This is a genomic window from Kitasatospora sp. NPDC101176, assembly GCF_044768035.1.
Taxonomy (GTDB): domain Bacteria; phylum Actinomycetota; class Actinomycetes; order Streptomycetales; family Streptomycetaceae; genus Kitasatospora.
In genome coordinates this window covers 169,228-182,323 of record NZ_JBIWPA010000007.1, presented here as the reverse complement: position 1 = coordinate 182,323, position 13,096 = coordinate 169,228, and the positions used below count along the sequence as shown (strand labels likewise).

Genomic DNA, 13,096 nt, shown 5'->3' with positions numbered 1-13,096 from the left:
GCGACTCCAGGGTGGTGGAACGGTCAGGAGTTGGGCGCGAGTTCGGTGCCGGCGCCGCGACGGCGGACCTTGACGAGGTCGTCGCGCAGCTCGTCGACCGGCTCCGAGGCCGGGGCGTCCGCGGCCGGCTCGGCGTGGCCGTGGCCGCCGCACGGCCCGCAGCCGCCGCCGCTGCCGCAGGCGGACGCGGCGGTGCCGCAGGGGGAGGAGGCGGTCGTCCCGCAGCCGGAGGCCGCCGCCGCGACGTCGGCGCGGTGGCGCGGCAGGGTGGCCTCGCCGGCGCCCTCGACCTCGAAGCCGGCGTCCTTGATCATGTCGAGGTCGGCCTGCCCGGCCTGGCCCTCGCTGGTCAGGTAGTCGCCGAGGAAGATCGAGTTGGCGACGTGCAGGCCGAGCGGCTGCATCGAGCGCAGGTGCACCTCGCGCCCGCCGGCGATCCGCACCTCGGTGTCCGGGTTGACGAAGCGGACCATCGCCAGGATGCGCAGGCAGCGCTGCGGGGTGAGGTTCCATTCCTTGGCGAGCGGGGTGCCCTCGAAGGGGATGAGGAAGTTGACGGGGACGGAGTCCGAGCCGAGCTCGCGCAGCGCGAACACCACGTCGACCAGGTCCTCGTCGCTCTCGCCCATGCCCGCGATCAGGCCGGAGCAGGCCGACAGGCCCGCGCCGTGCGCCTTCTGCACGGTGTCCACCCGGTCCGCGTAGGTGTGGGTGGTGGTGATGTCGCCGTAGGTGGCCTCGGAGGTGTTGAGGTTGTGGTTGTAGGCGTCCGCGCCGGCCGCCTTCAGCCGCTCCGCCTGGTTGTCGGAGAGCAGGCCCAGGCAGACGCAGATCTCGACCGCCGGGTCAGCCTCCTTGATGGCGGCCATGGTGTCGGTGACCCGGTCGATGTCACGGTCCGTCGGGCCGCGGCCGCTGGCGACCAGGCAGACCCGCTTGGCGCCGCCGGCCACACCGGCGCGGGCGGCGTCGGCGGCCTGGTCCGGCTTGAGCCAGGTGTACTTGAGGATCTCGGCCTTGGAGCCCAGCCGCTGCGAGCAGTAGTTGCAGTCCTCCGGGCAGAGCCCGCTCTTCAGGTTCACCAGGTAGTTGAGCTTGACGCGGCGGCCGAACCAGCGGCGGCGCACCTTGCCGGCCGCGGCGACCACGTCCAGCAGCTCGTCGTCGGTGGTGGCGAGGACGGCCAGCGCCTCCTCGCGGGTCGGGACTTCGCCGCGCAGGCCCTTGGCGGTGAGGGTATCGAGCAGATCCATGGGGCGATCCTGCCTGGTGCCGCTCGAATGACGCCAGAGGAAACCCGCCAGAAGATCCGTGGAAGGATGTGCCACTTGCCACAGTGTCGAAGCTCACGGCGTCGCCCCTGGTCACGCGCTTGACGCCGGCGCGGAGCCGGGGCTACCGGCGGGTAGTCCGCGCGGGCCGGCAGTGACGGCGGGCGGCCCGGCCCGGGGCTCCGCGGACGATGATCGACAACCGCCCACCCCGTGACCTGGGCCACCCGGCGGTTGCTTAGAATCTGCGCCATGACCACGCAGGGGGAGCGCACCCCGACTCCGGGAGAGGGCCTGAACGGCCAGGCAGGGCGGCGGACCGGCGGGGCCGCCGGCGCGGGCGCGGAGCTTGCGGGCGGGGATGCCGCCGGCACGGAGCAGGACCTCACCGGCGGCCGGTCACCCGGCCGGACCGGCGGCCGCAACCGGCGCCTGACGGCCCGCCGGGCGGTCGGCTGGGTCGTGGTGGTCGGCGTGGTCGCCGCCGGCGGATGGATCATCACCCGCCCGATGCCCGGCGACTACATACCGGGGCTCGGCCCCTCCAGCAAGGACGCGTCCAGGACCCCGCCGGTGGTCGGCGCCCCGCCGCCGCGCACCGACCCGGAGGGCCTCGTCGCGGACGCCTACTTCCCGCCCCAGCGCCCGATCGAGGCGGGCGCGTACAAGGCCCGGCGCAACGGCATCCGGCAGGGCGAGAACTGCACCGAGGTGCTGCAGGACCGCACCCAGGAGCTGCTCAGGGACAGCGGCTGCCAGGCCTACCTGACCCTCAGCTTCACCGGCCAGGACCGCCCGGTGCTCAGCAGCGTGACCGTGCTGCGCTTCGGCGACCAGGCCGCCGCCGTCAAGGCGGCGGAGACCCTGCGGGGCAAGCCCGGGGCGCTCGCCTTCATCCTCCCCGACGCCTCCGCCGCGCCCGTGGCGCCGTCCGGTGCGCCCAAGGCGGCCGTGGAGCCGCGGGTCGCGGCCGTCGGGCACTACGTGACGGTGACCAACTCGCGGCTGAGCGACGCCCGGACGCCCGGCGCCGGCGCCTCGCCCGTCCCGAGCGCTCCGGTCGCGGTGCCGTCGGGGCCGGCGCCCAGCAACGAGCAGATCCTGGACGAGGCCAACCGGGCGCTCTCCTACGCCGCGGGCGCGCCGTTCGTCTGGATGTGACGGCGGGCCGGGCGGGACGAGAGCCCGCACGTGACGAACGGCCGGGGCCCGGAGGGGACGCACCCCCTCCGGGCCCCGGCCGTTCCACGAGCGGTCGGCCGGGGCGGCGGCCGGTCAGCCGCCGAGCCGGTCCACCGCGGTGACCCGCAGCACCGCGCGGCCCTCCTCGTCCGAGCCGAACAGGTCGACCTCGGCGCTGATGCCCCAGTCGTGGTCGCCCTCCGGGTCGTCGAAGATCTGCCGGACCCGCCAGGCGGAGTCCTCCTCCTCGATGAGCAGCATCTTCGGGCCGCGCGCGTCCGGGCCGGTGCCCAGGTCGTCGTACTCGTCCCAGTAGCCGTCCATGGCGTCCGCCCAGCGGTCCGCGTCCCAGCCGTAGGAGCCGTCCAGCTCGGCGAGCTCCTCGTAGTGCTCCAGCGCGCACAGCTCCACGCGGCGGAACATCTCGTTGCGCACCAGCACCCGGAACGCCCGCGCGTTGGCGGTGACCGGCGCCGGCCGGTCGTCCAGGGCCACCTCGGGGGCCTGCGGGTCGGTCGGGTTGGCCAGCTGCTCCCACTCGTCCAGCAGGCTGGAGTCGACCTGGCGGACCAGCTCGCCGAGCCAGGCGATGACGTCCTTCAGGTCGTCGGTCTTCACGTCCTCGGGGACGGTCTGCTCCAGCGCCTTGTAGGCGCCCGCCAGGTAGCGGAGCACGATGCCCTCGGTGCGCGCCAGCTCGTAGAAGCCGACGTAGTCCGAGAAGGTCATCGCCCGCTCGTACAGGTCGCGGACCACGGACTTGGGCGCCAGCTGGTGGTCGCCGATCCACGGGTGCGCCCGGCGGTACACCTCGTAGGCGTGGGTGAGCAGTTCCTCCAGCGGCTTCGGGTAGGTGATCTCCTGCAGCCGCTCCATCCGCTCCTCGTACTCGACGCCGTCACGCTTCATCTCGCCGACGGCCTCGCCGCGGGCCTTGTTCTGCTGCGAGGCGAGGATCTGCCGCGGGTCGTCGAGGGTGGCCTCGACCACCGAGACGACGTCCATCGCGTACGAGGGCGAGGTCGGGTCGAGGAGCTCGAAGGAGGCCAGCGCGAAGGTGGAGAGCGGCTGGTTGAGCGCGAAGTTCTCCTGCAGGTCCAGGGTGAGGCGGACGATCCGGCCCTCGGAGTCCGGCTCCGGCAGCCGCTCGACCACGCCGCCGACCAGCAGGGAGCGGTAGATCGCGATCGCGGTGCGGATGTGCCGGCGCTGCGCCGGCCGGTCCTCGTGGTTGTCGGTGAGGAGCTTGCGCATCGCCTCGAAGGCGTTGCCCGGGCGGCCGATCACCGACAGCAGCATCGCGTGGCTCACCTTGAACCGGGAGACCAGCGGCTCCGGGTCGGCCGCGATGAGCCGGTCGAAGGTCTCCTCCGTCCAGCCGACGAAGCCCTCCGGGGCCTTCTTCCGCACCACCTTGCGCTTCTTCTTCGGGTCGTCGCCGGCCTTCGCGATCGCCTTGTCGTTCTCGATCACGTGCTCCGGCGCCTGCGCCACCACCTGGCCGACGGTGTCGAAGCCGGCCCGGCCGGCCCGGCCGGCGATCTGGTGGAACTCGCGGGCGCGCAGGATCCGCACCCGGTTGCCGTCGTACTTGGACAGCGCCGTGAACAGCACCGTGCGGATCGGCACGTTCACGCCGACGCCCAGGGTGTCCGTCCCGCAGATCACCTTCAGCAGGCCGGCCTGGGCGAGGCGCTCGACCAGCCGGCGGTACTTCGGCAGCATGCCCGCGTGGTGCACGCCGATGCCGTGCCGCACGTAACGGGACAGGTTGCGGCCGAACTTGGTGGTGAAGCGGAAGTTGCCGATCAGGTCGGCGATGGCCTCCTTCTCCGCCTTCGAGCACATGTTGATGCTCATCAGCGACTGCGCCCGCTCCACCGCCTCCTTCTGCGTGAAGTGCACGACGTAGACCGGCGCCTGGCCGGTCTGCAGCAGCTCCTCCAGGGTGTCGTGCAGGGTGGTGCGGCGGTACTCGTAGAACAGCGGCACCGGACGGGTCGCGTTGCGCACCACCGTCGTCGGCCGGCCGGTGCGGCGCGTCAGGTCCTCCTCGAACCGGCGGACGTCGCCCAGCGTCGCGGACATCAGCAGGAACTGCGCCTGCGGCAGCTCCAGCAGCGGGATCTGCCAGGCCCAGCCGCGGTCCGGCTCGGCATAGAAGTGGAACTCGTCCATCACGACCTGGCCGATGTCCGCCCGGGAGCCGTCCCGCAGCGCGATCTGCGCCAGCACCTCGGCCGTGCAGCAGATGATCGGCGCGGTCGGGTTCACGCTCGCGTCGCCGGTCATCATGCCGACCTGCTCGGTGCCGAAGATCTTGACCAGGTCGAAGAACTTCTCCGACACCAGCGCCTTGATCGGCGCCGTGTAGAAGGTCCGCTGGCCCTCCGCCAGGGCCGCGAAGTGCGCCCCCGCCGCCACCAGGCTCTTCCCCGACCCGGTCGGCGTGGCCAGGATGACGTTGTTCCCCGACACCAGCTCGATCAGCGCCTCCTCCTGCGCCGGGTAGAGCGTGATCCCGCGCTCCTCCGTCCACGCGGCGAACGTCTCGTACAGCGCATCGGGCGTGGCGGGCTTCGGCATCAGATCAAGGAGGGTCACCCGGCTATCTTGCCTGCTGGCCGCCACCGCGGGCAAAGCCCGGCCCGGGCACGACCGGGGCACGACCGGGGCGCGACCGGGCCGCGGGCCGGGGCGGGCGCCGCGCGGCCCCGGACGGGCGGTGCGCGGGCTGTGCGGAGGCGCACATTGATCGGGGGTGCCGGGCGTGCCAGAGTGCCGGGCATGGTCCACCCGCTCGCGTCCCCGACGCACACCACTGACCTGGCCCCGGAGGCCGTGTTCGACTGGCTGGACGAGGCCGCCGGGCTGCGCGCCGACGCCGGGCTGACGCGCACCCTGCGCAGCCGGTCGGCCGAGGACGCGGTGCTCGACCTGGCGGGCAACGACTACCTGGGGCTGACCCGGCACCCGGCGGTCACGGCCGCGGCGGCCGCTGCGGCCCTGCGCTGGGGCGGCGGGTCGACCGGATCGCGGCTGGTGACCGGCACGACGGCCCTGCACACCGAACTGGAGCAGGAGCTGGCGGACTTCTACGGGGTGGAGGCCGCGCTGGTGTTCTCCTCCGGGTACACCGCCAACCTCGCCGCGCTGACCGCGCTCACCGACCCGGACACCCTGATCGTGTCGGACGCCTACAACCACGCCTCGCTGATCGACGGCTGCCGGCTCGCCCGCGCGGACGTCCACCGGGCCCCGCACAGCGACCCGGACGCCGTCCGGGAGGTGCTCGCCGGCCGCACCCGGCGGCGGGCGCTGGTGGTCAGCGACTCGGTGTTCTCGGTGGACGGCGACGCCGCGCCGCTGGCCGGGCTGTCCGCCGCGGTCCGCGCGCACGGCGCGGCGCTGCTGGTCGACGACGCGCACGGCCTGGGCGTCCTCGGCCCCGGCGGCAGCGGGGCCCTGGCGGCCGCCGGGCTCGCCGGGCAGCCGGACACCGTCGCCACCGTCACCCTCTCCAAGTCGCTCGGCTCGCAGGGCGGCGCCGTGCTCGGGCCGCACCGGGTGATCCGCCACCTCACCGAGACCGCCCGCACCTTCATCTTCGACACCGGCCTCGCCCCGGCCGCCGCCGGCGCCGCGCTCGCCGCGCTGCGCCTGCTGCGCGCCGAGCCGCACCGGGCCGAGCGCACCCGCGAAGTGGCGCGCGCCCTGGCCGCCCGGCTCACCGCCGCCGGGCTGCGGGCCTGCGAGCCGGACGCGGCCGTGGTGTCGGTCCGGGCCCCGGGGCCGGAGGCCGCCGTGGCCTGGGCCGCCGACTGCCGCCGGGCCGGCCTGGCCGTGGGCTGCTTCCGCCCGCCGTCCGTCCCGGACGGGGTGTCCCGGCTGCGGCTGACGGCGCGCGGCGACCTGACGGACGCCCAGGTCGCCGACGCGGTGCGGATCATCGCGGAGCTGGCCCCGGCGGGCGCCCGGGAGCACTGACCGGGGCGGCCCCGGCGCCCCGCGGGGCGCCGGAACGCCGAAGGGGCGGACACGCAACGCGTGTCCGCCCCTTCGGGCTACGTGGTAGCGGGGACAGGATTTGAACCTGCGACCTCTGGGTTATGAGCCCAGCGAGCTACCGAGCTGCTCCACCCCGCGTCGGTGAGACCGACTGTACGGCACCGGGCGGAGATCACCAACCCGGTTCCCGGCCGGCGCCCCCGGCGGCACGCCGGGCCCGGGGCTGGCGGGATCTTCACGACCTCAGGCGTTCACGCCACTCGTGGGGGCGGGGCCCGGGGTCGGAGGATGGAGCCGTCGCCGACCGGGAAACCCGGAACGGCCCGGCGAAACCCGCCCTGACCAGCGAGAACACGAGGTGCCCGGATGTCTTCGACCGCTTCCGCCGAGATCGCCAGTGCCGTCATGAGCGTGCCCGCCGCCGCCCCGGCCGAGGCCGCCGCCCACTATGCCGCCCGGCTCGCCTTCGAGGCCGACGTCTCCGACGTGCACGCCGACCTGCTGGCCGGCGTTCCCGGGGTTGTGGTGGTCGACACCCGCAGCGAGGCCGGCTGGAACCAGGGCCGCATCCCCGGCTCCCTGCACATCCCCACCGCCCGGATCGCCGAACTCGCGCCGCAGCTGATCGACCCGGCCCGGACCGTGGTCACCTACTGCTGGGGCCCCGGCTGCAACGGCGCGACCCGCGCGGCGCTGGCCTTCGCCCGCCTCGGCTACCAGGTCAAGGAGATGCTCGGGGGCTTCGAGTACTGGGTGCGCGAGGGCTTCGCCTACGACAGTGCCACCGGGACGGAGCGGCGCCCCGTGGACGACCTGACCGCCCCGCGCTCGGGCATCTCCTGCGCATGCTGACGGACACCGCGCGGCCGGGCGGTGTGATCCGCCCGGCCACCGCCGCCGACCTGCCCGCCCTGGCCCGCCTGTGCGCCGCCCACGCCGCCCACGAGCAGGCCGGACCGGTGCCCGCCGACCTCGCCGCCCGCCTGGCGCCCGCCCTGTTCGCGGCGCGCCCGAGAGCCTGGTGCCTCGTCGTCGACCACGGCGGCGAACCGGTCGGCTACGCCACCTGGTCCCTGGAGTTCTCCACCTGGCAGGCGGCCGACCACGCCCACCTGGACTGCCTGTTCGTCACCGAGCCGCACCGGGGAGCGGGCTGGGGCCGCGCCCTGCTCGACGCCGTGCGGGACGCGGCGGCCGCCCGCGGCGCGGGGGAGCTGCAGTGGCAGACACCCGACTGGAACGCCGACGCCATCCGCTTCTACCGCCGCGCGGGGGCCCTGGCCCGGCCCAAGGTCAGGTTCTCGCTGCCCGTCCGCCCGGCGGGCGGCTGATCCCGACGCCTGCGGGCGGTCACCCCGTCGGCTCGGCGGTGCCGTTCCCGCCCGGCCGGTGCAACCGTCCGGGCGTCCGCGGCGTCACACGCACGGGGTGGGCGGACCGGGGGGTGGCGGATGGCGGTGACGGCTCGGCGCTGGGGGCCGGTGGTGGCCGGGGTGGCGCTGGTGTGGCTGGCCGTGTGGCTCGCGGGCGGCCCGGTGCGCCAGTTCGAGCAGGCGGCCGGCTGGGTCGGCGCGCCCGGGGTGTTCCGGGCGGAGCGGTGCCTGATCCCGGCCTACGAGGACGGGCCGCCGCCCTCGGACTGCCGGGGGGTGTTCCACCCGGACGACGGCGGACCGGCGCTGGAGCAGGCACGGGTGTTCGCCGGGGCGACGGTCGGCTCGGACGTCCGGGTGGGCTGCCGGGGCGACGACTGCCACGTGGTCTCGGACGCCGAGGTGGCCCGCACGCTGACGCTGCTGGCGCTGGCCCTGGTGCCCGCCGTGGCCGGGGTGCTCGCCGCCGGCGCCGGGCTGTACGCGTGGCCGGTCGGGCGGGGGCTGGTGCTGTCCGGGGTGGTGGCGGGCGTCCTGCTGGCGACCCTGGTGGCGCTGGGGGGCGTCTTCTGGTTCGCGCTGACCATGACCGGTCAGTGAGGCCCGCCGGGCCGGGCCGGGGCGGCGCCGGGGTCGGCGGCCGGGTGCGTCACGGGTCCACCACCAGCAGCGTCTCGGCGCCGACGGGCCGGTCGCCGGCGGCCTGGAAGGCCCGGACGCTGGTGGCGTTGCCGGGCGCCTGCTGCGCCCAGACGACGTCGCCCTCGGGCAGCAGGTGCCGGGCGCCGGTGGCCAGGGCCCGGCCGAGGCCGCGCCCGCGCGCCTGCGGGTCGCTCGACCGCGCATTCCCAGCGTCCGGCGACGCCGCGGCCCAGGACCAGCACGCCGCCGTCGGCGGTGTACACCCGGACGTCGTCGCGGTAGCGCAGCGCCCGGACGACGCGCGGGTGCTCCCGGTCCTCGGCCGGGGTCAGCGGCGGCGGGCCGGGCAGCCGGGGGGCCACGGTCAGCAGGTCGATGTGTTGTTGACGATCCGGCCGGTGCGCCGGGCGAGGGCGGTGAGGAAGGGCGGGCAGAGCGGCGCCGCCAGTCGGTCGCCGGGGGTGGCCGCCCGGCCGTCCCCCCCCCGGGGCGGCGTCAGCCTAGCCGATCACTCGGTGGCCGCGGCCGGTCACTGCTTCCTGGCACGGCTGGGCTGGACCCTGGTCGGTTCGCCGGCGGCCTTGGGGTGGTCGGGCGGGTAGGGCAGCTCACCGAGGCCCTCGTCGTGGAGCTGCTTGTCGTAGAGCTCCAGCAGACCCTCCAGCCGGAACGCCTGGCCGTCCATCTCCGCGTTCAGGTCGCCGAGTTCGGCGAAGCGGGCGGGGACGGTGCGCAGGTCGAAGTCCTCGGGGGAGGCGTCGTCGAGCTCCTCCCAGCGCAGCGGGGTGGAGGCGGTGGCCCGGGGGCGGGCGCGCAGCGAGTAGGCGGAGGCGATGGTGCGGTCGCGGGCCATCTGGTTGTAGTCGACGAAGATCCGCTCGCCGCGCTCCTCCTTCCACCAGGCGGTGGTGACCCGGCCGGGCATTCGCTGTTCCAGGACGCGGCCGAGCGCGATCACGGCGTGCCGCCCATCGGTGAAGGTCCATTCGGGTGCGAGCGGCACGTAGACGTGCAGGCCGCGGCCGCCGGACGACTTGGGCCAGCCGCGCAGTCCGAACTCGCCGAGCAGGGAACGCAGTTCGTGGGCTGCGCGGACGGCGTCACGGAAGTCGGTGCCGGGCTGCGGGTCGAGGTCGACGCGAAGTTCGTCGATGTGCTCGGTGTCGGTGCGGCGGACCGGCCAGGGGTGGAAGGTGAGGCAGCCGAGGTTGGCGGCCCACAGGACGGCGGCCGGTTCGGTCGGGCAGATCTCGTCGGCGGAGCGGCCGCTGGGGAAGCTGATCCGGGCGGTGGGCAGCCACTCCGGCAGGCCCTTGGGGGCGCGCTTCTGGTAGAAGAACTCGCCCTCCACGCCGTCCGGGAAGCGCTGCAGCGTGGTGGGCCGGTCGCGCAGCCCGCGCAGGACCCCGTCGGCGACGGCCAGGTAGTACTGCGCGACGTCCAGCTTGGTGAAGCCGCGCTCCGGGTAGTACACCTTGTCCGGGTTCGACAGCCGGACGGTGCGCCCGGCGGCATCCAGTTCGACGGCTGAGCCCATGCCTCTCACGCTAAGGGCGCCGCGCCCGGCGCGCGCCTTTTCGCCCACCGCCCGCAGCCCGCCGCCGCCAGGTGCCCACCGCCCGCCGCCTGCCGCCCGGCGCGCGGCTTCGCACCGGGCGCGCGAGGATCGGAGCCATGGACCTGCCCGTGATGCCGCCGGTGGCACCCATGCTCGCCAAGTCGGTGGCCAGGATCCCGCCCGGGATGCAGTACGAGGCCAAGTGGGACGGCTTCCGCACGATCGTGTTCCGCGACGGCGACGAGGTGGAGCTCGGCAGCCGCACCGGCAAGCCGTTGACCAGGTACTTCCCCGAACTGGTCGACGCGCTGAAGCGCGAGCTGCCGCCCCGCTGCGTGCTGGACGGCGAGGTGGTGATCGCCCGGGACGGCCGGCTGCGCTTCGAGGAGCTGCTGGAGCGGATCCACCCGGCGGCGAGCCGGGTGCGGCTGCTGGCGGAGCGGACACCGGCCTCCTTCGTCGCCTTCGACCTGCTCGCGCTCGGGGACGTCCCGTTCCTGGACGAGCCGCTGTCGGTGCGCCGGGAGGCGCTGGAGGCGTCGCTCGGCGGGGCGGCGGACCCGGTGTTCACCGCCCCGGCCTCCACCGACCGCGACGTGGCGCAGACCTGGTTCGCCGAGTACGAGGGCGCCGGGCTGGACGGCGTGGTGGCCAAGCCGCTGGACCAGCCCTACCGGCCGGGCGAGCGGACCATGTTCAAGATCAAGCACGAGCGCACCGCCGACTGCGTGGTGGCCGGCTACCGCGAGCACAAGAGCGGCCCGGTGGTCGGCTCGCTGCTGCTCGGCATCAACGACGCCGAGGGGCGGCTGCAGCACGTCGGCGTCTGCGCGGCCTTCTCGATGGCCCGGCGCCGCGAACTGGCCGAGGAGCTGGCCCCGTTGCGGATGGCCGAGCTCTCCGGGCACCCCTGGGGGGCCTGGGCGGACGAGGCCGCCCACGCCGAGGGGCGGCTGCCCGGCGCGGTCAGCCGGTGGACCGGCGGCAAGGACCTCTCGTGGATCGCGCTGCGCCCCGAGCGGGTGGTCGAGGTGGCCTACGACCACCTGGAGGGCACCCGCTTCCGGCACACCGCGCAGTTCCGCCGCTGGCGGCCGGACCGCACGCCGGAGAGCTGCACCTACGCGCAGCTGGAGGAGCCGGTCTCGTACGACCTGGCGCGCGTGCTGGGGATCTGACGCCGCGGCGCCCGGCCCCTCCACCGGGAGGGGCCGGGCGCCGCGCCGACTGCCGCCGGGCCGTCAGGTCCGCACGGTGGAGGGGGATCCGGTGCCGGTCGGCGTGCCGGAGCCCGAGCCGGTGCCCGAACCCGAACCCGACCCGGAGGCCGGCGGGGACGGGGCGGCGGTCGCCGGCGGGATCGAGTAGGGGTTCCTCGGCGAGATGATCTTCGTGATCTCGTTCGCGAACAGCGAGGACGGCTCCGAACCCTGGTACAGCACGTCGGTGTTGAGCAGGATCGTCAGCGTGCTCTGCGCCTGCGGCAGGTAGACCGCCACGCTCTCGTAGCCGGGCAGCGAGCCGTTGTGCCCGATCCACCCGTTGTTGTCGAAGATCCCGAAGCCGTAGCCGACCCCGGGGTCGCCGGTCGGCAGGGTCTTCAACCGTTCGGCCTGGGTGGCCGGCTTGAGGAGGGTCCCGGTGGCCGCGGTCTTGGCCCAGCTCTGCAGGTCGGCGAGGGTGGAGATGATCGCCCCGGCGGTCCAGGCCCAGGACGGGTCCCAGTCGGTGGCGTCCTGGATCGACCCGTCGGGCGTCTGGTCGGTGTAGCCGTGGGCGTGCGGGTCGGGGAACTCCGCGCCCACCGGGAAGAGCGTCTGGCCGAGCCCGGCGGGCGTGATCACCTGGTCCTTGATGAACGGCCCGGCCGCCTGCCCGCCGACCTTCTCCAGCAGCTTGCCGAGGATGATGTAGTTGCTGTTGTTGTACTGGAACTGCTCGCCCGGCGAGAACAGGGCCTGGTGGTTGTACCCGTACTTGAGCAGCTGGTCCGGTGTGAACACCCGGTTCGGGTCGCTGATCAGGGTGTTCACGAAGTCCGGGTCGGAGGAGTACGGGAACAGCCCGCTGCGCATCTCGCCGAGCTGGCGCACGGTGATGCCGTCGCCGCCGGGCACGTCGTCCACGTACTTGGAGATCGGGTCGTCCAGGCGGACCTTGCCCTGGTCCACCAGCCGTAGGACGGCCGTCGCCGTGAAGGTCTTGGTCTCGCTGCCGATCCGCATCCGCAGCCCCGGGTCCATCGGCGTCTCGGAGACCTTGTCGGCGACGCCGAAGGACTTCACGTAGGTGCCGGTGGGGGTGGTGATCCCGACGCTGACGCCGGGGACGGCGGCCTGGCTCATCACCCGGGTGATCGCGGCGTCCAACTGCTTGGCGACGTCGGCCGTCAGCGGCACCACGGCGCCGGAGGAGCCCGCGGCGGACGGGGCCGGCGAGCCGGGGGTGCCGGCGGACGGGCTGACCGCGACGGGCTCGGCGGTCACGGCCGGCTCGCCGGACTGCCGGGCGGTGGTCGACCCGCCGGAGCAGGCCGCGGCGGCGAGCAGCCCGGTCAGGGCCAGCGCGGCGGCGCTCACGCGGCCGGTGGTGCGGGGTGCGGCCGGACGCGGCCGTCGGGTGTCGGTCATCTGCGCGGGCGCCTCTCTGCGGCCGGGAGCCCCGGAGCGCTGCGCCACGGGGCCGTGGGGGAGCCCCGCCACGGTAAGCACCGCCGGCGGGCGCCCGCGCGCCGGCGGCGGCGGCGCTGGCCCGAACGGCTGCCCCGGTCAGCCGGGTGTCCCAACCGGACGGCGGCCCGGCACCCGGCCGGGCCGCCGTCCGGGTGCAGGGCACCGGGCCCGCCGGGCGGTCGGTGTCGCGGGTGGCGCCCCGCGCTCGGCCGGACGGGTGAGCACCGGCACGCCGCACCGGCCCCCGTCCCCAGCTCGGGCACGATCGTTTAGCCCAGCTGTGGCCGCCCTTAAGAATTCCTCGATGGACCGCACCCCCTCCCACCAGGCAGATTGCTGCCTGCCCGGAGGACGTCCGCGAGGACGGCCGCACCGGCGCCCTCCGGCCTG

The 13,096-nt window shown here is 74.9% G+C and carries 10 protein-coding genes, 1 tRNA gene and 1 pseudogene; 6 read left to right on the top strand and 6 right to left on the bottom strand.

The window, feature by feature from the left end:
* Window positions 1–23 precede the first annotated feature (23 nt).
* Complete coding sequence (bioB, locus tag ACIRS1_RS13820) at window positions 24–1,253, bottom strand: biotin synthase BioB (RefSeq protein WP_402839167.1); 1,230 nt, start codon at window positions 1,251–1,253, stop codon at window positions 24–26.
* 270 nt (window positions 1,254–1,523) lie between these two features.
* On the opposite strand from bioB, the gene ACIRS1_RS13815 reads away from it, so the two are divergent.
* On the top strand, window positions 1,524–2,432 hold the full coding sequence (locus ACIRS1_RS13815) for a hypothetical protein (protein WP_402839165.1): 909 nt from the start codon (window positions 1,524–1,526) through the stop codon (window positions 2,430–2,432).
* 114 nt (window positions 2,433–2,546) lie between these two features.
* On the opposite strand, the gene ACIRS1_RS13810 is transcribed toward ACIRS1_RS13815, so the two are convergent.
* Window positions 2,547–5,039 carry a DEAD/DEAH box helicase gene (locus ACIRS1_RS13810; protein ID WP_402839289.1) on the bottom strand — a complete coding sequence of 831 codons (2,493 nt, stop codon included), beginning with the start codon at window positions 5,037–5,039 and terminating at the stop codon, window positions 2,547–2,549.
* A gap of 201 nt (window positions 5,040–5,240) precedes the next feature.
* Here ACIRS1_RS13810 and ACIRS1_RS13805 point away from each other — a divergent pair, with 201 nt between their 5' ends.
* Complete coding sequence (locus tag ACIRS1_RS13805; RefSeq protein WP_402839163.1) at window positions 5,241–6,440, top strand: 8-amino-7-oxononanoate synthase; 1,200 nt, start codon at window positions 5,241–5,243, stop codon at window positions 6,438–6,440.
* Window positions 6,441–6,522: 82 nt separating this feature from the next.
* On the opposite strand, the gene ACIRS1_RS13800 is transcribed toward ACIRS1_RS13805, so the two are convergent.
* A tRNA-Met gene (locus ACIRS1_RS13800) sits at window positions 6,523–6,599 on the bottom strand.
* A 228-nt stretch (window positions 6,600–6,827) separates the two neighbouring features.
* Between ACIRS1_RS13800 and ACIRS1_RS13795 the strand changes: the two genes are divergently transcribed.
* The 3 genes from ACIRS1_RS13795 (at window position 6,828) to ACIRS1_RS13785 (ending at window position 8,434) form a co-directional block, all read left to right on the top strand.
* A complete protein-coding gene (locus tag ACIRS1_RS13795) occupies window positions 6,828–7,313 on the top strand; it encodes a rhodanese-like domain-containing protein (RefSeq protein WP_402839162.1) in 486 nt (161 codons plus the stop codon).
* Window positions 7,307–7,792: a GNAT family N-acetyltransferase gene (locus ACIRS1_RS13790; RefSeq protein WP_402839160.1), complete on the top strand. Its 486-nt coding sequence runs from the start codon at window positions 7,307–7,309 to the stop codon at window positions 7,790–7,792. Before ACIRS1_RS13795 ends, ACIRS1_RS13790 begins: the two co-directional genes overlap by 7 nt.
* A 120-nt stretch (window positions 7,793–7,912) precedes the next feature.
* Entirely contained in the window at window positions 7,913–8,434 is a 522-nt protein-coding gene (locus ACIRS1_RS13785; RefSeq protein ID WP_402839157.1) for a hypothetical protein, read from the top strand.
* Window positions 8,435–8,483: 49 nt separating this feature from the next.
* Here the strand turns inward: ACIRS1_RS13785 and ACIRS1_RS13780 are convergent.
* Window positions 8,484–8,945 (bottom strand): annotated as a pseudogene (locus tag ACIRS1_RS13780) (GNAT family N-acetyltransferase); the annotation flags it as partial.
* 60 nt (window positions 8,946–9,005) lie between these two features.
* Window positions 9,006–10,013, bottom strand: coding sequence for a non-homologous end-joining DNA ligase (ligD, locus tag ACIRS1_RS13775; protein WP_402839154.1), 1,008 nt, complete (start codon window positions 10,011–10,013; stop codon window positions 9,006–9,008).
* Window positions 10,014–10,150: 137 nt separating this feature from the next.
* Here ligD and ACIRS1_RS13770 point away from each other — a divergent pair, with 137 nt between their 5' ends.
* On the top strand, window positions 10,151–11,212 hold the full coding sequence (locus tag ACIRS1_RS13770; protein ID WP_402839152.1) for an ATP-dependent DNA ligase: 1,062 nt from the start codon (window positions 10,151–10,153) through the stop codon (window positions 11,210–11,212).
* Window positions 11,213–11,275: 63 nt separating this feature from the next.
* On the opposite strand, the gene ACIRS1_RS13765 is transcribed toward ACIRS1_RS13770, so the two are convergent.
* A complete protein-coding gene (locus tag ACIRS1_RS13765) occupies window positions 11,276–12,664 on the bottom strand; it encodes a serine hydrolase domain-containing protein (RefSeq protein WP_402839150.1) in 1,389 nt (462 codons plus the stop codon).
* Between the last annotated feature and the right edge of the window lie 432 nt (window positions 12,665–13,096).

Excerpts from the sequence above, each read along its gene's own strand:
- ACIRS1_RS13810 (WP_402839289.1), bottom strand. The coding sequence starts at position 5,039 with ATGCCGAAGCCCGCCACGCCCGATGCGCTGTACGAGACGTTCGCCGCG.
- ACIRS1_RS13785 (WP_402839157.1), top strand. The coding sequence starts at position 7,913 with ATGGCGGTGACGGCTCGGCGCTGGGGGCCGGTGGTGGCCGGGGTGGCG.
- ACIRS1_RS13795 (WP_402839162.1), top strand. The coding sequence starts at position 6,828 with ATGTCTTCGACCGCTTCCGCCGAGATCGCCAGTGCCGTCATGAGCGTG.
- ACIRS1_RS13765 (WP_402839150.1), bottom strand. The coding sequence starts at position 12,664 with ATGACCGACACCCGACGGCCGCGTCCGGCCGCACCCCGCACCACCGGC.
- ACIRS1_RS13815 (WP_402839165.1), top strand. The coding sequence starts at position 1,524 with ATGACCACGCAGGGGGAGCGCACCCCGACTCCGGGAGAGGGCCTGAAC.
- ACIRS1_RS13770 (WP_402839152.1), top strand. The coding sequence starts at position 10,151 with ATGGACCTGCCCGTGATGCCGCCGGTGGCACCCATGCTCGCCAAGTCG.
- bioB (WP_402839167.1), bottom strand. The coding sequence starts at position 1,253 with ATGGATCTGCTCGATACCCTCACCGCCAAGGGCCTGCGCGGCGAAGTC.
- ligD (WP_402839154.1), bottom strand. The coding sequence starts at position 10,013 with ATGGGCTCAGCCGTCGAACTGGATGCCGCCGGGCGCACCGTCCGGCTG.
- ACIRS1_RS13805 (WP_402839163.1), top strand. The coding sequence starts at position 5,241 with ATGGTCCACCCGCTCGCGTCCCCGACGCACACCACTGACCTGGCCCCG.
- ACIRS1_RS13790 (WP_402839160.1), top strand. The coding sequence starts at position 7,307 with ATGCTGACGGACACCGCGCGGCCGGGCGGTGTGATCCGCCCGGCCACC.